We start from the raw sequence: 17,902 nt of genomic DNA, 5'->3' as shown, positions 1-17,902 counted from the left end.
CAAGGTGACGATCGTGGGCGCCGGCCCCGGCGCCGCCGACCTGCTCACCTTCCGCGCCGCCCGCGCCATCGCCGAGGCCGACATCGTGATCTGGGCGGCCAGCCTGGTGCGCGAGGAGGTGCTCGAGCACGCCCGCGAGGACGCGGAGGTCCTGGATTCCGCCTCGATGTCCCTGGAGGACGTCACCGCCGTCTACGAGCGGGCCGCCCGGGAGGGCCTGCGGGTGGCGCGCGTCCACTCCGGCGACCCGGCGCTGTGGGGCGGCACCCAGGAGCAGGTGGACCGCTGCGCGGAGCTGGGCATCGAGGTGGAGATCGTCCCCGGGGTCTCGTCGTTCTCGGCGGTGGCGGCCATCGCGGGGCGGGAGCTGACGATCCCGGAGGTCGCCCAGTCGGTGATCCTCACCCGGCTCGGCGGCGGCAAGACGCCGATGCCGCCCGGCGAGGAGGTGCGGGAGTTTGCCCGGCACGGCACGACCATGGCGATCTTCCTGTCGGCGGCGCGCTCGGGACAGCTGGCGGTGGAACTGCTGGAGGGCGGCTACCCGACCGACACCCCGGTGGTGATCGCCCACCAGGCGACCTGGCCGGACGAGCTGGTGCTGCGCTGCACGGTGGGCACGCTGGAGGAGACCGTCAAGGAGCACAAGCTGTGGAAGCACACGCTGTTCCTGGTCGGCCCGGCGCTGTCCGCCTCCGGCACGCGCTCGCACCTGTACCACCCGGGGCACTTCCACGGCTACCGCCGTGCGGAGCCGGCCGCGCGGCGGGCGCTGCGGGCGGCCCGGCGGCCCGGCCGGGAGGCGGAGGGAGCCGGCCGTGAGTGAACGGCCGGAGCCGGAACAGGAGCCGGAACCCGCGCCGGAGCCCGGGCCGGAATCCGCGCCGGGGCCGGTGCTGCGGGAGCCGGACCTGCCGCGCACCGCCAAGCAGCGGCCGAAGGCGCTGCGCACCGGCTGGACGACCGGCACCTGCGCGTCGGCGGCGGCCCGCGCCGCCGCGCTGCACCTGGTCACGGGCGAGCCCCAGCCCTGGGTGGAGGTCGCGCTGCCGTCGGGACGGCGGGTGACGTTCGCGGTGGAGCGCTCGACCGAGCTGCGGCCGGGCCGCACCGAGGCGGTGGTGGTCAAGGACGCCGGAGACGACCCGGACGTCACCCACGGCTCGCACCTGACCGCCACGGTGAGCTGGCGGGACGAGCCGGGCATCGAGCTGCACGGCGGGGTGGGCGTCGGCGTCGTCACCAAGCCGGGGCTCGGTCTGGAGGTGGGCGGACCGGCGATCAACCCGGTGCCCCGCGCCATGATCAGCCAGGCGGTGGGCGAGGTCGTCGACGTCGCGGCGCGCGGCGTGGACGTCACCATCAGCGTGCCGGACGGCGAGAAGCGCGCCCGGAAGACCACCAACGCCCGGCTCGGCATCCTCGGCGGCATCTCCATCCTGGGGACCACCGGGATCGTGCGGCCGTTCTCGACGGCCTCGTGGCGGGCCAGCGTCGAGCAGGCGGTGTCGGTGGCCGCCGCGCAGGGCGCCCCGGCCGTCGTGCTGTGCACCGGCGGACGCACCGAGAAGGGCGCCATGGAGCTGCTGCCGCACCTGCCGGAGGTGTCCTTCATCGAGGTCGGCGACTTCACGGGCGCCGCGCTGCGGCGGGCCGTGGAGCACGGTGTGGGCCGCGTGGTGTTCGTCGGCATGGTGGGCAAGCTGACCAAACTGGCCTCCGGGGTGCTGATGACGCACTACACGCGGTCGAAGGTGGACACCACCGTGCTGGCCGGCATCACCCGTGCGGTGGGCGGGGCAGAGCCGGTGGCGGCCGAGGTCGCGGCGGCGAACACCGCCCGCCACGCCTACGAGCTGTGGGAGGCCGCCGGTCTGCTGCCGGTGGCGGGCCGGGAGCTGTGCCGCCGGGTCGCGGAGGTGCTGGAGCGCTTCACGGACCGCCGGATCGCCGCGGAGGCGGCCCTGGTGGACTTCACGGGCCGCGCGGTGATCGCGCGGCACTCCGGCCGCGGGGGGCTGCTGTCGTGATCACGGTCATGGGTACGGGCACGGGGACCGCCCCGGCCGGCCGGGCCGCGGAGCGGGGGCCGGACTGGCGCGGGGTGACCCTGGCCGTGGGCGCCCGCCGCCACCTGGACGCGGCCGGGGTGCCGCCCGGGGTGCGGCGCGTGGTGCTGGGCCCGCTGGCCCCCGCCCTGGACGCGGTGGAGGAGCACCTCGCGGAGGCGCGCGCCGGGGACGGCGGGCGGGTGGTCGTGCTCGCCTCCGGCGATCCCGGGTTCTTCGGGATCGTCCGGGCGCTCGCCGAACGCTTCGGTCCGCGCGCCCTGGACGTGCGGCCCAGCGTGCCGTCCGTCGCCCTCGCCTTCGCCCGCGCCGGGCTGCCGTGGGACGACGCGGCCGTGGTCAGCGCGCACGGACGCGATCCGCGCACCGCCGTCAACGTCTGCCGCGCCCACCCCAAGACCGCCGTGCTCACCGGGCCGGGCGCGGGCCCCGCCGAGCTGGGCGCCGCCCTCGCCGGCACCGGCCTGCCGCGCACCCTGGTGGTGGCGAGCGCGCTCGGCACGGCCGGCGAGCGCGTCGAGCGGCTCTCCCCCGCCGAGGCCGCCGGACGCGCCTGGCCCGACGAGGTGAGCGTGGTGCTGTGCCTGGACGAGGAGCGCCTCCTGTCCCCCGCCCCGCGCACGCTCGCCGGACCGCGGCGCCCGCCCGCCGGGTGGGCGCTGCCGGAGGACGCCTTCGCGCACCGCGACTCGATGATCACCAAGTACGAGGTGCGGGCCCTGGCCCTGGCCCGGCTCGGGCCGCGCCCGGGCGACCTGGTCTGGGACGTCGGCGCGGGCTCCGGCTCGGTCGCGGTGGAGTGCGCGCGCCTGGGCGCGGCGGCGATCGCCGTGGAGCGCGCCGCCGACGGTGTCGAACGCTGCCGGGCCAACGCCGCCGCCCACGGCGTGGACGTCCAGACCGTGCACGGCGCCGCGCCCGGCGTGCTGGCCGAACTCCCCGATCCTGACGCGGTGTTCGTCGGCGGCGGGGGCCGCGAGCTGGAGGCGATCGTCTCCCTGTGCGCCCGCCGCGCCCGCCGCACCGTCGTCGTCACGCTCGCCGCGCTGGACCGGGTGCCCGCCGTACGGGCCGCGCTCGGCGCCGCCGGGCTCGCCCCCGACGGCGTGCTGCTGCAGTCCTCCCGGCTCTCCCCCCTGCCCGGCGAGGTGGTACGGCTCGCCGCCGGCAATCCCGTCTTCGTCCTGTGGGGCACCCGCCCCGCCACCGAAGGAGCACCCTCGTGAACGCCCCTAACGGCCTGATCGGTCTCGTCTCCGCCACCGCCGCGGGGCGGCGCGCCCGCGACCGGCTGGCCGCCGCCTGGCCGGAGGCGACCCGCGTCTACGACACCGGCGACGGGAACGGCGGAGGCACCGTCCGCGACGCGGTCGCCCGCGCCTTCGCCGAGTGCGACCGCCTCGTGTGCTTCCTGGCCACCGGCGCGACCGTACGGCTGATCGCCCCGCTGCTCGGCGACAAGGCGAGCGACCCGGGCGTGGTGTGCGTGGACGAGGCGCAGCAGTACGCGGTGGCCCTGCTGGGCGGCCACGCGGGCGGCGCGAACGACCTGGCGCACGCGGTGGCCGAGGCCCTGCCCGGCTGCCGTCCCGTCGTCACCACCGCCACGGACGCCGCCGGCGTCCCCGGGCTGGACACCCTCGGCCTGCCCGTCGAGGGCGCCGTCGCGGCGGTGTCGCGGGCGATCCTGGACGGTGAACCCGTCCGTCTGGTGCAGCATGCCGTCCTCCCCCTTCCGGCGTTGCCACCCAACGTAACCGAGGCCACTGACAACGACGCGGAGAGTGACGACGGCGGGTACACCCTGCTGGTCACCGACCGCGCCCTGCCGCCCGGCGGGCCCGGCGGACGGGCCGGGCGCACGGCCGTGCTGCGCCCGCCGACGCTCGTCGTCGGGGTCGGGGCCAGCCGGGGCGCCCCCGCCGACGAGATCACCGGGCTGGTGGAGCAGGCCCTCGCCGACGCCGGGCTGTCGCCCCGCAGCGTCGCCGAACTGGCCACCGTGGAGGCCAAGGCGGACGAGCCCGGCATCGTCGAGGCGGCCCGGCGCCTGGGCGTACCGGTGCGGACGCACTCCGCCGACGCCCTGGCGGCCGTGCCCGTCCCCCACCCCTCCGACGCCCCGCTGGCCGCCGTGGGCACCCCGAGCGTGGCGGAGGCCGCCGCGCTGCTCTCCTGCGGCGAGGGCGCCGAACTGGTCGTCCCCAAGCGGAAGTCCGCTCCCGGGGGGCGCCCCGCGATGGCGACCTGCGCCGTGGCGCGGCGCCGGCCGCGCGGGCGGCTGGCGCTCGTCGGGCTCGGCCCCGGCGCCCGTGACCTGCTCACCCCGCGCGCCCGCGAGGAGCTGCGCCGGGCCTCGGTGGTCGTCGGCCTCGACCAGTACGTGGACCAGGTCCGCGACCTGCTGCGCCCGGGCACCCGCGTGCTGGAGTCGGGGCTGGGCGCCGAGGAGGAGCGCGCCCGCACCGCCGTGGCCGAGGCCCGGGCGGGCCGGGCCGTGGCGCTGATCGGCAGCGGTGACGCGGGGGTGTACGCGATGGCCTCCCCCGCCCTGGCCGAGGCGTCCGGGGACATCGACGTGGTGGGCGTGCCCGGGGTCACCGCCGCGCTCGCCGCCGCCGCGCTGCTGGGCGCGCCGCTGGGCCACGACCACGTCTCGATCAGCCTGTCGGACCTCCACACGCCCTGGGAGGTGATCGAGCGCCGGGTGCGGGCGGCGGCCGAGTCCGACCTGGTGGTGACGTTCTACAACCCGCGCAGCCGGGGCCGTCACTGGCAGCTTCCCAAGGCGCTCGCCCTGCTGGCGGAGCACCGTGCCCCGGGCACTCCCGTCGGCGTGGTGCGCAACGCCTCGCGGCCCGGTGAGCGCGTCACCGTGACCACGCTCGGCGAACTCGACCCGGAGGCGGTGGACATGATGACCGTGGTGACCGTCGGCAACACCGCCACCCGCACCGTCGCCGGACGCATGGTCACCCCGCGCGGCTACCGCTGGCAGGAGGGGCCGTGACGCCGCCCGTGGCACCGCCCGCCGCCGGTACGGCGCCCGTGACCGTCACCGCGCGCTGCGCGGGCTGCGGTGCCTGCCTGCTGACCTGCCCGGTCCACGCGATACGTCCGCTGGGCGGCGCGCTGCTGGTGCGGGCCGGGCTGTGCACCGGCTGTCTGGAGTGCGTCGAGGTGTGCCCCGTCGACGCCATCGAGGAGACCACCGTGGAAACGCCCGGAACCCCCGTGGGGGAGAGCACCGAGGAGGAGCCGTGACGGCCCCGACGCCCCGCATCGTCCATCCCATCGAGGAGGAGTCGTACCGCATCCTGCGCTCCCGGCTCGACACCTCCCACCTGCCGCCGCTGACGCGGGCCGTGGTGGAGCGGGTGATCCACTCCAGCGCCGACCTGGCGTACGCCGACGACCTGGTCACCGACGAGGGCGCGCTGCGCGCGGCGCACACCGCTTTGCACACCGGCGCGCCGGTCGTCGTCGACGTCGAGATGGTCGCCGCCGGCATCACCCGCCGGAAGGCGGTGTGCCGCCTCGCCGACGCCTCGGGCGGCCCCGGCCTGACCCGGTCGGCACACGCGGTCCGGCTGGCCTACGAGGAGGTGGGGCCCGGCGCGGTGTGGGTGATCGGCTGCGCGCCCACCGCCCTGTTCGAACTGCTTGCGCTGGACGCGGACCCCGCCCTGGTCATCGGCCTGCCCGTCGGTTTCGTCGGCGCCGCCGAGAGCAAGGCCGCCCTGCGCGCCAGCGGGTTGCCGGCCGTCAGCAACGTCTCGGAGAAGGGCGGCAGCGCGGTGGCCGCCGCCGCCCTCAACGCCCTCCTGTACGCGCCTCCGGAGGCGGCGCGGCCGGACACCGGCACGGACACCAACGCGGACACCGCCCCGGACGCCGCACCCCTCACCACAGCACGATCCCTCAGCCCCGCCAAGGAGGCCCCGTGACCACTCCGCCCGCCCTGCTCCTCGTCGGCCACGGCACCCGTGACGACGCCGGTGCCGAGGCTTTCCGCTCCTTCGTGCGCGACCTCGGCGACCTCAGGCCCGACGTCCCCGTCGGGGGAGGGTTCATCGAACTGTCCCCGCCGCCGCTGGCGGACGCCGTGGCCGACCTGACCGCCCGCGGCGTGCGGAACTTCGCCGCCGTCCCGCTGATGCTGGTCTCGGCCGGGCACGCCAAGGGCGACGTCCCGGCCGCCCTGGCCCGCGAGAAGCTCCGCCACCCGGGCACCTCCTACGCGTACGGCCGCCCCCTCGGCCCGCACCCGGCGCTGCTGAGCGTGCTGGAGCGCCGGCTGGACGAGGCCCTGAGCGGCGGACGGAACGGGGCGGGACGCACGCCCGAGGACCGGGCCGACACCACGGTGCTGCTGGTGGGCCGCGGTTCCACCGACCCGGACGCCAACGCCGAGGTGCACAAGGCGGCCCGGCTGCTGTGGGAGGGACGCGGCTACGCGGGGGTGGAGACGGCGTTCGTCTCGCTCGCCGCGCCCGACGTCCCCTCCGGCCTGGAGCGCTGCCGGAAGCTGGGCGCCCGCCGGATCGTGGTGCTGCCGTACTTCCTGTTCACCGGCGTCCTGCCGGACCGGGTGCGGATGCAGGCCGAGGGCTGGGCGGCGGCCCACCCGGAGACCGAGGTGCTGACCGCCGACGTCATAGGGCCCACCAAGGAGCTGGCGGAGCTGGTCTGGGAGCGGTACGCGGAGGCCATCGAGGGCGATCTGCGGATGAACTGCGACTCCTGCGTCTACCGCGTCGCGCTGCCCGGCTTCGAGGACAAGGTCGGCATGCCGCAGCAGCCGCACCACCACCCGGACGACGACGGGCACCACCATCACCACCACGGCGGCCATGCCCACGCGCACTGAACCGACGGCCAGGCCGGCGGGCGCTCCGGACCGGTGGCACCGGTCGGACGCGCCGCACGACCTGCGCCACCACGGTGACGCGGAGGTGCGGGACGCGGGGGCGGGCCTGGTGGACCTCGCGGTCAACGTCCGGGCCGGCACGCCCCCGGCCTGGCTGAAGGAGCGGATCGCCGCCTCGCTCGACTCGCTGGCCGCCTACCCGGACGGGCGGGCGGCACGGCGGGCGGTGGCGGCCCGGCACGGGCTGCCGGAGGAGTGCGTGCTGCTGACGGCGGGCGCGGCGGAGGCGTTCGTCCTGCTCGCCCGGGCCCTGTGCGCGGACGGGGCGGACCGTGGCCGCCCGGTCGTGGTGCACCCGCAGTTCACCGAGCCGGAGGCCGCCCTGCGCGACGCGGGCCACGAGGTGGAGCGCGTCGTCCTCGCCGAGCGGGACGGTTTCCGGCTCGATCCCGGCCTCGTCCCCGCCGGGGCCCGGGTGGTGGTGGTCGGCAATCCGACCAACCCCACGTCCGTGCTGCACCCCGCCTCCGTGCTGGAGGCGCTGGCGCGCCCGGACCGGACGCTGGTGGTGGACGAGGCGTTCATCGACGCGGTGCCGGGCGAGCGCGAGTCCCTGGCCTCCCGGGTCACCGAACTCCCGGGCCGCACCGTGGTGTTGCGCAGCCTGACCAAGACCTGGGGGCTGGCCGGGCTGCGCGTCGGCTATGTGCTCTCCGACCGGGAGACCATCGCCCGCCTCGCGCGGCACCAGCCGCTGTGGCCCGTCTCCTCCCCCGCGCTCGCCGCGGCGGAGGCGTGCTGTGCCCCGGCCGCGCTGGCGGAGGCCGAGCGGGCGGCGCGGCAGTGCGCCCGGGACCGGGCGTACCTGCTCGACCGGCTCGCGGGCTTCGGCGGACTGCGTCCGGCGACACCCGACCCGCAGGCCCCCTTCGTGCTGGTCCGGCACCCCGAGGCCGCGGCGCTGCGGGAGCGGCTGCGCGCGGCGGGCATCGCGGTGCGCCGCGGGGACACCTTCCCCGGTCTGGACCGGCGGTGGCTCCGGCTGGCGGTGCGGGACCGGGCCACGACGGACCGGTTGGTGCGGACGCTGGCCGAACTCGGAGTGCGCTGAAGCGGTGCGGCGGGGTCCGGGGCGGGGTCCACCGCCGCACCGCGGCTCCAGCGGTCACCGGCTACCGGTCAGCGGAAGCCGGTCGGCCGGGCGGTCAGGCCGAGTGACGGCGCCGCCGCAGGAACACCAGCGTGCCGCCGACGGCCAGGAACGCCAGGGCCCCGCCGGCGATGTACGGGGTGCGCGAGTCGCCGCCGGTCTCGGCGAGGTTGCCGCCCGGCTTCTCCCCGGACTGGTCGGCGCCGGTCTGCGGCCGCGGCCCGTTGCCGTCGTCGCCCGCGGTCGCCCCGCCCTTGTCGGTGCCGCCGGTCACGCCCCGGTCGGCCCCGCCGGAGCCGTCGGACCCGCCGTTGCCGCCGGTCGCCCCGCCGTCTCCCGCGGTGGAGCCGCCGTTGCCGCCGGTGGACCCGCCGCTGTTGCCGCCGCCGTTGCCGCCGGTGGCACCGCCGTTGTCGTGGCCGGACCCGCCCGGGGTCTCGCAGGCGGCCTCCACCAGGGTCACCCGGCCCCTGACCTCGGCCACGCCCCGCTTGCCCGGGTCCACCGCCACGTCCAGCGCGAGCGCGGTGGCGGCGGCCGTGCCGGAGTCGATGACGGTCTCGGCCATCCGCAGCCGGACCGTGCCCACCCCCTCCGCCTCGACCTCGGCGGTGCCTCCGGCCTTCACCTCGACCACCTGGCCGAGGACCTTGACCGTCCCGACGAACTTCGACTCGGCGACCGGCTCGGCGCCGGCCTCGCACACCGCCCGGGAGGTGACCGCCTCGACCTCGGCCAGGGGCCGCAGCAGTCCGGGCACATGGACCTTGGCCTTGGCGAGGTTGGAGTAGCCCTCGGCCCTCCCCTTCTCCGCCGTGCCCCTGGCGGTGGCGGCACTGGCGCTCAGCACGGTGAACGGCTTGTCCTGGTGGACGCCGTCCAGCCGGGCCTTCAACAGGGTCCTGCCGGCGCTCTCGGGTGCCCGGACCGCGTTGAGCTCGGTGTCCAGCGCGGCGGTACCCCCCTTGAGCAGGGAGACGTCCAGCTTCGCCCTGAGCACAGCCGCGCTCGCCGCGCCCCTGTCGCCGCCGGTGGCGTGCGCGGGTACGGCCGCGACCCCCACCAGGGCGGCAGCGGCGAGCAGACTGTAGACAGACTTGTTCACAGGTGAACCCCCACGAATTGCATGGCGTCACCGGCGGCCGATGGGGGACATCGCTCACACCAGTGACTGAGACCACGCCATTGTTGACGCACGATCCGCGAAGAGGCCGCCACCGAGCGTAATTTCACCCGTACGAGTCACAGTAACCGCAGTTTTCGATTATGGATTCTTGGGTATCACCGCGCCCTTATCGCACAATGCGCCCCCTGAGCACCACTCTGCGCGGTGCGGCCAGCACCCGTACGTCGGCCCGCGGGTCCGCCTCGTAGACCACCAGGTCCGCCGGGGCGCCCTCTTCCAGCCCGGGGCGTCCCAGCCAGGCGCGGGCCGCCCAGCTCGCCGCCGACAGGGCGGCCACCGGCGGGATGCCCGCCGCCACCAGCTCGGCGACCTCCTCGGCGACCAGCCCGTGCGGCAGGGAGCCGCCCGCGTCCGTGCCGACGAAGACCGGGATGCCCGCGTCGTACGCCGCGCGCACGGTGTCGTAACGGCGTTCGTGGAGCCGCCGCATGTGGTCCGCCCAGCGCGGGAACTTGGCCTCGCCGCTCTCGGCGAGCTTCGGGAAGGTCGCGATGTTGACCAGGGTGGGGACGATGGCGACGCCGCGCTCGGCGAACAGCGGGATGGTCTCCTCGGTCAGCCCGGTGGCGTGCTCGATGCAGTCGATCCCGGCCTCCACCAGGTCGCGCAGCGAGTCCTCGGCGAAGCAGTGGGCGGTGACCCGCGCGCCCTCCTCGTGGGCGGCGGCGATGGCGGCCCGGACGGTCTCGGGCGGCCAGCAGGGGGCCAGGTCGCCCTGCGCGCGGTCTATCCAGTCGCCGACGAGCTTGACCCAGCCGTCGCCGCGCCGCGCCTCGCGCCGCACGTACGCCACCAGGTCCTCCGGCTCGATCTCGTGGGCGAAGTTGCGGATGTAGCGCCGGGTCCGGGCGATGTGGCGGCCCGCGCGGATGATGCGCGGCAGGTCCTCGCGGTCGTCGATCCAGCGGGTGTCGGCCGGGGAGCCGGCGTCCCGGATCAGCAGCGTCCCGGCCTCGCGGTCGGCGAGCGCCTGCTCCTCGCTGGTGGACGCGTCGACGGGGCCGTGGGTGTCGAGTCCGACGTGGCAGTGGGCGTCCACCAGGCCGGGCAGCGCCCAGCCCTCGACGGTGGTGATCTCCCGTACGCCCCGGGGCCGTTCGTAGGTGATCCGGCCGTCCACCACCCACAGTTCGTCCCGGACGTCCGCCTCGGGGTCCGGTCCGGTCAGCACCCGTCCCTTGATGTGCAGGTTCCCGCGCTCGCTCATATGCCGCACTGTACGAGTCCCCTGCTACTCTCACGCAGCCACAGGGGGTCGTGGTGGTGTACGGCACAGGATCCATCGAGCCCTGAGGAGGCCGCGTGGACGCCCCCGTCGAAGAGTTCCACGCCTTCTTCGACCGTCACTACGCCGACCTGTCCCGCTTCGCCCACCTCCTGCTGGGGGACGCCGAGGGAGCGGACGACCTCGCCGCCGACGCGCTGGTCGCGGTGTGGCGCCGCTGGGACCGGGTGCGCGCCGGCGGGGAGCCCGTCGCGTACGCGCGCGGCGTGGTCGCCGGTCTGGCCCGCACCCGCGTGCGCAGTCTGCTGCGCGAACGCCGCCGGATCGCCCTGTTCTGGTCCCAGCGGCCCGACCGCGTCAACGACCCGGACGTGCCCGCGGTGCTGGACGTGCGGCAGGCCCTCGCCCGGCTGCCGCTGCGCAAGCGGGCGTGCGTGGTGCTGCGGCACGCCTTCGACCTGTCGGAGAAGGAGACCGCCCGCGCCCTGGGCATCTCGGTCGGCACCGTGAAGAGCCAGACCTCGCGCGGTCTCGCCGAACTGGAGCGGCTGCTGTCCCCGGGGCGCCCCGGGGCCGACCGCGGGTACGAGGCCGTGCGGGCGCTGCGCGCCGGGCCCGCCGCAGGACGGAGCACCTGGTGACCGACCGCGCCGATGTGATCGCACGGCTGAGGACGGCCGCCGCGGCGCACCAGCCGGACCGGGCCCGGATGTGGGCCCGGGTGGTCGAACGCGCCGGCGCCGGGCCGGGCCGGGAGGCGCCCGGCGGGGCCGCGGAGTTCGCGGACCTGGGCGGCGCGGACCGCTCCGGCGGCGGCGCGCGGGCCCGGGGCCGGCTGCGGACGGCCGGGGCCGTGGCCGGTCTGGTGGGCACGCTCGCCGTCGGCGGGCTGGTGGTCGAGCGGGTGACGGGCGGCGACGGGACGCCGGGAGCCGCGCGCACCTCCCCGGGGGCGGAGGCCGCCGTCCCGGGCGGGAGCCCCGCACCGTCCGCCGGCACCGCCGACGACACCGGCGGCACCGCGGCGCGGCGGCCGCGGGAGGGCTACCTGCGTGCCGAGGGCCTGCTCGGCCCCGGCGGCAACGCGCACTGGGCCCAGAGCGACGTCGTGCTGCGGACCACCAGGCCGCTGACCTCCCTCACCGTCGAGCTGCGCATCGCGCTGACCGGCCGGGTGCGGCACACCGGCTCCTGGTGCTCCCGGCCGGTCGACGACTTCGACGTGACCGTGCGCGAGGAGGGCGGCGCGCTGGTGTACCGCTGGGTGCTGCGGGAGGGCCGCACGGTGCCGCCGGGCGAGTACAGGTTCGCCGGCCAGTACGAGCACGCCGAGGGCCACCGGGACGCGGGAGGGGACCGCTACGCCGCCACCGCGGCGGGGCCGGGAGGCCCGGCGTCGGTGGGCGGCGGTTTCCGCCAGGACTCCGGCGTCTCTCCGAAATAACCTTACGATGCGATATCACGGGTATTCCGTCCGTAATTCCGAGCGAATTCACGGGCGCTTATCGAGAATAGGATCCCATATCCTCCTGCCCGGACTCCCGGGCCTCTAAACACACAAGATCAAGTACCGACGAACCACGTATTCCGGACAGGTTCCGGCTCCGTTATCGATCTGTGACGGATTCAACACCGCTTCCCCTTTGCCGGGAAAGTACTCGGACAAAACGTCCATATCACCTGCCCATCGCGCGCGTGCGCGCCCTCGCGTGATAGCACAACACCCCTTTCCCACGTAACCCCCGACCTCAATGTGATTTGTGATCTCGCTGGGTAAATTGGATTTGCATGACCGCCGCACAAGTCGCAGAACACGCACCTGCCCGCAACAAAGCCATCGAAATGCCGGAGGGACTGACGCTCGACGTGCCCCGCGTGGCGGACGGAGCCGCGATCTGGCGCATCGCCCGCGACTCCCGGACGCTCGATCTGAACTCCTCCTACAGCTACCTCCTGTGGTGCCGCGACTTCGCCGCCACCTCCGTGGTGGCGCGGGACGGCGACGGCGAGCCGGTCGGGTTCATCACCGGCTACATCCGCCCCCGGCGCCCGCGGACCCTGGTGGTCTGGCAGGTCGCCGTCGACCACGCCCAGCGAGGCCGCGGCCTCGCCGCGGCGATGCTCGACGGGCTGACCGCACGCGTCGCCCAGGAGCTGGGCATCGACGGGATCGAGACCACGATCACCCCCGACAACACCGCCTCCAACCGGCTGTTCACCTCCTACGCCAGACGGCACGGCGCGCCGGTGCGGCGCGAGGTCCTCTTCGACGGCGTGCTCTTCCCCGACAGCGGGCACGAGCCGGAGGTGCTGTACCGGATCGGGCCGATACCCGCCCTCCGCGCCGCCGCCGGCACCTGAGCGGTGCCCGCTCCGGCCGCCGCCCGCACGGCGCGGCGCCCCGACGACCTCACTCCTCCCGCATCCCGCAATCCGTCTCCCAGGAGATCGCTGTGACCATCACCCAGCCGGACCTGAGCATCTTCCAGACCCTGGAATCGGAGGTGCGCAGCTACTGCCGCGGCTGGCCCACCGTCTTCGACCGTGCGCAGGGCAGCCGCATGTACGACGAGGACGGCCACGCCTACCTCGACTTCTTCGCCGGTGCCGGGTCACTCAACTACGGCCACAACAACCCGGTCCTCAAGCGCGCCCTGCTGGACTACCTGGAGCGCGACGGCGTCGTCCACGGCCTGGACATGTCCACCACCGCCAAGCGGGCCTTCCTGGAGACCTTCCAGGAGGTCGTCCTCCGCCCGCGCGGCCTGGACCACAAGGTGATGTTCCCGGGCCCGACCGGCGCCAACGCCGTGGAGGCCGCGCTGAAACTGGCCCGCAAGGTCAAGGGGCGGGAGGCGATCGTCTCCTTCACCAACGCCTTCCACGGCATGACGCTGGGCGCGCTGGCGGTCACCGGCAACGCCTTCAAGCGGGCGGGCGCGGGCGTCCCCCTGGTCCACGGCACCCCGATGCCCTTCGACAACTACCTGGACGGCAAGGTCGAGGACTTCCTGTGGTTCGAGCGGCTGCTGCAGGACGCCGGCTCCGGACTGAACCGGCCGGCCGCCGTGATCGTGGAGACCGTGCAGGGCGAGGGCGGCATCAACGTCGCCCGCCCCGAGTGGCTGCGCGCCCTGGCCGACCTGTGCCGCCGCCAGGACATGCTGCTGATCGTCGACGACATCCAGATGGGCTGCGGACGCACCGGCGCCTTCTTCTCCTTCGAGGAGGCCGGCATCACGCCCGACATCATCACCGTCTCCAAGTCCATCAGCGGCTACGGGCTGCCGATGTCGCTGACCCTGTTCCGGCCGGAGCTGGACATATGGGAGCCGGGTGAGCACAACGGCACCTTCCGCGGCAACAACCCGGCCTTCGTCACCGCCGCCGCCGCGCTGAACACCTACTGGACCGACGGCCAGATGGAGAAGCAGACCCTGGCCCGCGGCGAACAGGTCGAGGCCGCCCTGCGCGCGATCGCCGCCGAGCACCGGGCCGAGGTGGCCGACGTCCGGGGCCGGGGCCTGGTGTGGGGCCTGGAGTTCCACGACAGGTCCCGCGCGGGCGCCGTCGCCTCGCGCGCCTTCGAACTCGGCCTGCTGATCGAGACCTCCGGACCCGAGAGCGAGGTCGTCAAGCTGCTCCCGGCGCTGACCATCTCGCCCGAGGAACTGGACGAGGGCCTGCGCATCCTGGCCCGCGCGGTCCGCGAGACCGCGTAAGGCGGCGCCGCGCGGCCTTCCGGTCCCTGAAAGGAGCCGCCCGGTCACCGCGACGCACCACCCACAACGGCCCGCCCCCGGTCCTCCCGGGGCGGGCCACCGACAGGAAAGGCACCGAGAACACCGTGATCGTCCGATCCCTGCGGGACATCGAAGGCACCGACCGCGACGTCAAGGCGGCGTCCGGCACCTGGCGCAGCAAGCGCCTGATCCTGGCGAAGGAGCGCGTGGGCTTCTCCCTGCACGAGACCGTGCTCTACGCCGGCACGGAGACCTCGATGTGGTACGCCAACCACGTGGAGGCCGTCTACTGCGTGGAGGGCGAGGCCGAGCTCACCAACGACGAGACGGGCGAGAAGCACTGGATCACCCCCGGCACGGTCTACCTCCTGGACGGGCACGAGAGGCACACCCTCCGTCCCAAGACCGACTTCCGCTGCGTCTGCGTCTTCAACCCGCCGCTCACCGGCCGCGAGGACCACGACGAGAACGGCGTCTACCCGCTGCTCACCGAACCGGAGGAGGCCTGACGGCCCCCGCGGGTGAGCCATCCGGGTCGCAACGGGAAACACGGCACGAACCGGAACACCACGGGAGGTCCCCGGCAGCAGACTCCACACCACACGACCACGGCGAGAGACAGGGCCGTACGAGAGGAGAGGAAGACAACACCATGACCACCGCACCCGAGCGCACCGCCGACCTGTACCCGACGCGTGGGGCCACCGAGGTGATCACCCCGCGCCAGGACCCGGTGGTGTGGTCCGAGCCCGGGGCGCCGGGGCCGATCGACGCCGCGGACCTCGAAGCCTACGAGCGGGACGGCTTCCTGGCGATCGACCAGCTCATCACCCCCGAGGAGGTGGAGGTCTACAGCCGGGAGCTGGAGCGGCTGATCTCGGACCCGGCGATCCGCGCGGACGAGCGCTCGATCGTCGAGCCGAGGTCGCAGGAGATCCGCTCCGTCTTCGAGGTGCACAGGATCAGCGAGGTCTTCGCCGGCCTGGTGCGGGATCCGCGCGTGGTGGGCCGCGCACGGCAGATCCTGGGCTCGGACGTGTACGTCCACCAGAGCCGGATCAACGTCAAGCCGGGCTTCGGCGCCTCGGGGTTCTACTGGCACTCCGACTTCGAGACCTGGCACGCGGAGGACGGCCTGCCGCGCATGCGGACGGTGTCCGTCTCGATCGCCCTGACCGAGAACTACCCCACCAACGGCAGCCTGATGATCATGCCGGGGTCGCACAGGACGTTCCTCGGGTGCGCGGGGGCCACGCCGAAGGACAACTACAAGAAGTCGCTGCAGATGCAGGAGGCGGGCACGCCGTCGAACGAGGCGCTCACGAAGCTGGCCGAGGAGCACGGCATCCGGCTGTTCACCGGCAGGCCGGGCTCGGCGACCTGGTTCGACTGCAACTGCATGCACGGCTCCGGGGACAACATCACCCCGTATCCGCGCAGCAACGTCTTCATCGTCTTCAACAGCGTGGAGAACGCCGCGCAGGAGCCGTTCGCGGCGCCCGTGAGGCGTCCGGAGTTCATCGGCGCGCGGGACTTCACCCCCGTGCGGTGAGGTGACGCGGGGTGAGGGGCGGGGCCGCGGGTGCGGCCCCGCCCCTCGTCGTACGGGGTGTACGGGGTGAGCCGGGGCGGCCGGATCTCCTCCCGGACTCCCCGGACTCCGGCCGGCTCAGGCCCGCGCCAGCACCGCCAGCAGCCGGTCCACGTCCTCGGCCGTGTTGTACAGGTGGAACGCGGCGCGCAGGTTCCCCGCCCGCACCGAGACCTCCACGCCCGCCTCCCCCAGCGCCGCCGCGGCCTCGCCCAGTCCGGGCACGGCGACGATCGCCGAGTCGCCGGGCACCGGCCGGTGGCCCAGCTCCGCCACGCCCGTGCGGAAGCGGTCGGCCAGCGCGCGGTTGTGGGCGCCGATCGCCTCCGGACCGGTCTCCTCGATCAGCGCCAGGGAGGGCTCGGCACCGAGGTACGGCAGGAAGGCCGGGGCGATGTCGAACCGGCGGGCGGAGCGGGCGAGTTCCCCCACGGTGCCGTAACAGCTCTCCCAGGGCCTCTCCCCCGCGACCCACCCGGCCTGGACCGGCACCAGGCCGCCGCCGTCCTCGGGCACGGTGAGGAAGGAGACCCCGCGCGGGGCCAGCAGCCACTTGTAGGCGCCGCACACCGTGTAGTCGAAGGCGCCGTGGTCCAGCGGCAGCCAGCCGGTGGCCTGGGTGGTGTCGACGAGGGTGCGGGCACCGTGCGCCCGGGCCGCCGCGGCGACGGCCGCGAGGTCCGCGACGCGGCCGTCCGCCGACTGCACGGCGCTGACCGCGACCAGGGCGGTGCCGGGGCGGACGGCGTCCGGCAGCTCCTCCAGGGGCGCGGTGCGCAGCTTGAGGTCGGCGCGCATCGCGAAGGGGTTCACCAGGGAGCTGAAGTCGCCGTCGGCGACCAGCACCTCGGCGCCGGGCGGCAGCGAGCCCGCGACCAGCGAGACCTGCGCGGCGACGGCCGAACCGGTCGCCACCCGGTCCGGGGACACTCCGGCGAGCCGGGCGAAGCGGGCCCGGGCCTCCTCGATGGTGGCGAACCAGTCCATCATGTCGATCCGCCCGTCGGCCATGTCCTGGACCGCCGCCCGCAGCACGTCGGCGGTACGGGCGGGCAGCAGGCCGTGCGAGGCGGTGTTGAGGTAGGTGGTGCGCGGCGCGAACTCGGCGCCCGACAGGTAGTTCTCCATGAACGCCACTGTCCCGCCCCGGTTCCCCCCTGTCCATGGCGAATTGTCTTGGAGCAAGGCCAAGCCGTCCTTATGCTCCCCGCTCCGGGCCCCGGCCCTCCCCCGGGCGGGACCCGGGAACCCGGACGGTCTCCCTCCCCGGCGGGGCCCTCAGCCCTCGCGCCGGCCGTCCACCCGGCGCGGCAGGCCGAGCGGGTTGTCCTCGCGCAGCTCCCGCGGCAGCAGCGCCTGCGGGGTGTCCTGGTAGGTGACCGGGCGCAGCCAGCGCTCGATGGCCGTGGCACCGACCGAGGTGGAGGTGGAGGTGGTGGCCGGGTAGGGGCCGCCGTGGTGCTGGGCGGGGGCGACGGCCACGCCGGTGGGCCAGCCGTTGACCAGGACCCGCCCGGCCAGCGCGGTCAGCTCGGCCAGCAGCCGGGCGGCGGCGCCGCCCTCGTCCCCGGCCTCCTCCTCGCCGAGGTGGAGGGTGGCGGTGAGGTTGCCGGGCAGCCTGGCGAGCACGGCGCCGACCTCGTCGGTGCCGCGGTAGCGGGCCACCACGGTGACCGGGCCGAAGCACTCCTCCAGCAGCAGGTCGTGCTCGCCCTCCTCGGCCAGCCGGCCCGCCGGCACGGTCAGGAAGCCGGGGCTGACGGTGTGCTCGTCGCCCGCGCCCGGGGCCACCGGCGCCTCGACGTCGGGGAGCTGGGCGCGCTCGGCGACACCGGCGACGAAGTTGTCCCGCATGCGGTGGTCGAGCAGGACACCGGCTCCGGTGCCGCCGACGGTGTCGGTGAGGGACTTCACCAGGCGGTCGCCCGCGTCGCCGGAGGGCGCGAAGACCAGGCCCGGCTTCACGCAGAACTGGCCGACGCCCAGCGTCATGGAACCGGCGAGGCCCTGCCCGATGGCCTCCGCGCGCTCGGCGGCGGCGGCCTCGGTGACGACGACGGGGTTCAGG

Annotated in this window: 17 protein-coding genes and 1 pseudogene; 14 read left to right on the top strand and 4 right to left on the bottom strand. The window is 75.1% G+C overall.

What is annotated here, in order from left to right; translation table 11 throughout:
• The first annotated feature begins 4 nt into the window (after window positions 1-4).
• From cobM to cobC, 8 genes are read left to right on the top strand one after another with little or no spacing between them, the layout of a single operon-like run.
• Entirely contained in the window at window positions 5-826 is an 822-nt protein-coding gene (cobM, locus tag VE546_RS20980; protein WP_324924682.1) for a precorrin-4 C(11)-methyltransferase, read from the top strand.
• On the top strand, window positions 819-2,030 hold the full coding sequence (locus VE546_RS20975; protein ID WP_324924640.1) for a cobalt-precorrin-5B (C(1))-methyltransferase: 1,212 nt from the start codon (window positions 819-821) through the stop codon (window positions 2,028-2,030). Before cobM ends, VE546_RS20975 begins: the two co-directional genes overlap by 8 nt.
• On the top strand, window positions 2,027-3,295 hold the full coding sequence (cbiE, locus tag VE546_RS20970) for a precorrin-6y C5,15-methyltransferase (decarboxylating) subunit CbiE (RefSeq protein WP_414720538.1): 1,269 nt from the start codon (window positions 2,027-2,029) through the stop codon (window positions 3,293-3,295). The genes VE546_RS20975 and cbiE overlap by 4 nt, the downstream gene beginning before the upstream one ends.
• 14 nt (window positions 3,296-3,309) lie before the next feature.
• On the top strand, window positions 3,310-5,079 hold the full coding sequence (cobJ, locus tag VE546_RS20965) for a precorrin-3B C(17)-methyltransferase (RefSeq protein WP_324924680.1): 1,770 nt from the start codon (window positions 3,310-3,312) through the stop codon (window positions 5,077-5,079).
• A complete protein-coding gene (locus VE546_RS20960; protein WP_324924635.1) occupies window positions 5,076-5,333 on the top strand; it encodes a DUF362 domain-containing protein in 258 nt (85 codons plus the stop codon). Before cobJ ends, VE546_RS20960 begins: the two co-directional genes overlap by 4 nt.
• Complete coding sequence (locus VE546_RS20955; protein ID WP_324924633.1) at window positions 5,330-6,016, top strand: precorrin-8X methylmutase; 687 nt, start codon at window positions 5,330-5,332, stop codon at window positions 6,014-6,016. Before VE546_RS20960 ends, VE546_RS20955 begins: the two co-directional genes overlap by 4 nt.
• On the top strand, window positions 6,013-6,939 hold the full coding sequence (locus VE546_RS20950) for a sirohydrochlorin chelatase (RefSeq protein ID WP_324924631.1): 927 nt from the start codon (window positions 6,013-6,015) through the stop codon (window positions 6,937-6,939). The genes VE546_RS20955 and VE546_RS20950 overlap by 4 nt, the downstream gene beginning before the upstream one ends.
• On the top strand, window positions 6,923-8,050 hold the full coding sequence (gene cobC, locus VE546_RS20945) for an Rv2231c family pyridoxal phosphate-dependent protein CobC (RefSeq protein WP_324924629.1): 1,128 nt from the start codon (window positions 6,923-6,925) through the stop codon (window positions 8,048-8,050). Before VE546_RS20950 ends, cobC begins: the two co-directional genes overlap by 17 nt.
• 94 nt (window positions 8,051-8,144) lie before the next feature.
• Here cobC and VE546_RS20940 read toward each other — a convergent pair whose 3' ends face one another.
• On the bottom strand, window positions 8,145-9,194 hold the full coding sequence (locus VE546_RS20940; RefSeq protein WP_324924627.1) for an SCO1860 family LAETG-anchored protein: 1,050 nt from the start codon (window positions 9,192-9,194) through the stop codon (window positions 8,145-8,147).
• Between the two features lie 187 nt (window positions 9,195-9,381).
• Window positions 9,382-10,482, bottom strand: coding sequence for an amidohydrolase family protein (locus tag VE546_RS20935; protein WP_324924625.1), 1,101 nt, complete (start codon window positions 10,480-10,482; stop codon window positions 9,382-9,384).
• A 95-nt stretch (window positions 10,483-10,577) separates the two neighbouring features.
• On the opposite strand from VE546_RS20935, the gene VE546_RS20930 reads away from it, so the two are divergent.
• The 6 genes from VE546_RS20930 (at window position 10,578) to thpD (ending at window position 15,795) form a co-directional block, all read left to right on the top strand.
• A complete protein-coding gene (locus VE546_RS20930; protein ID WP_324924623.1) occupies window positions 10,578-11,141 on the top strand; it encodes a SigE family RNA polymerase sigma factor in 564 nt (187 codons plus the stop codon).
• Window positions 11,138-11,944, top strand: a complete 807-nt coding sequence (locus VE546_RS20925; protein WP_324924621.1) for a hypothetical protein — start codon at window positions 11,138-11,140, stop codon at window positions 11,942-11,944. Before VE546_RS20930 ends, VE546_RS20925 begins: the two co-directional genes overlap by 4 nt.
• A gap of 398 nt (window positions 11,945-12,342) precedes the next feature.
• The gene (gene ectA / locus VE546_RS20920; RefSeq protein ID WP_324924619.1) at window positions 12,343-12,861 is read left to right on the top strand and encodes a diaminobutyrate acetyltransferase; all 519 of its coding nucleotides are present in this window, start codon (window positions 12,343-12,345) and stop codon (window positions 12,859-12,861) included.
• A 92-nt stretch (window positions 12,862-12,953) separates the two neighbouring features.
• The gene (ectB, locus tag VE546_RS20915) at window positions 12,954-14,222 is read left to right on the top strand and encodes a diaminobutyrate--2-oxoglutarate transaminase (RefSeq protein WP_324924617.1); all 1,269 of its coding nucleotides are present in this window, start codon (window positions 12,954-12,956) and stop codon (window positions 14,220-14,222) included.
• Window positions 14,223-14,347: 125 nt separating this feature from the next.
• Window positions 14,348-14,752: an ectoine synthase gene (locus tag VE546_RS20910; RefSeq protein ID WP_324924615.1), complete on the top strand. Its 405-nt coding sequence runs from the start codon at window positions 14,348-14,350 to the stop codon at window positions 14,750-14,752.
• A 143-nt stretch (window positions 14,753-14,895) separates the two neighbouring features.
• The gene (gene thpD / locus VE546_RS20905; RefSeq protein ID WP_324924613.1) at window positions 14,896-15,795 is read left to right on the top strand and encodes an ectoine hydroxylase; all 900 of its coding nucleotides are present in this window, start codon (window positions 14,896-14,898) and stop codon (window positions 15,793-15,795) included.
• Window positions 15,796-15,912: 117 nt separating this feature from the next.
• Here the strand turns inward: thpD and VE546_RS20900 are convergent, their stop codons facing one another.
• Window positions 15,913-16,962: an aminotransferase class V-fold PLP-dependent enzyme gene (locus VE546_RS20900; protein WP_324924611.1), complete on the bottom strand. Its 1,050-nt coding sequence runs from the start codon at window positions 16,960-16,962 to the stop codon at window positions 15,913-15,915.
• A gap of 150 nt (window positions 16,963-17,112) precedes the next feature.
• Window positions 17,113-17,902 (bottom strand): annotated as a pseudogene (locus VE546_RS20895) (aldehyde dehydrogenase (NADP(+))); the annotation flags it as partial.

The sequence above is a fragment of the Streptomyces sp. genome (genome assembly GCF_035644915.1).
GTDB lineage: Bacteria > Actinomycetota > Actinomycetes > Streptomycetales > Streptomycetaceae > Streptomyces.
Note: the sequence above shows the minus strand (reverse complement) of the source record. Positions and strands in the feature narration are given on the sequence as shown.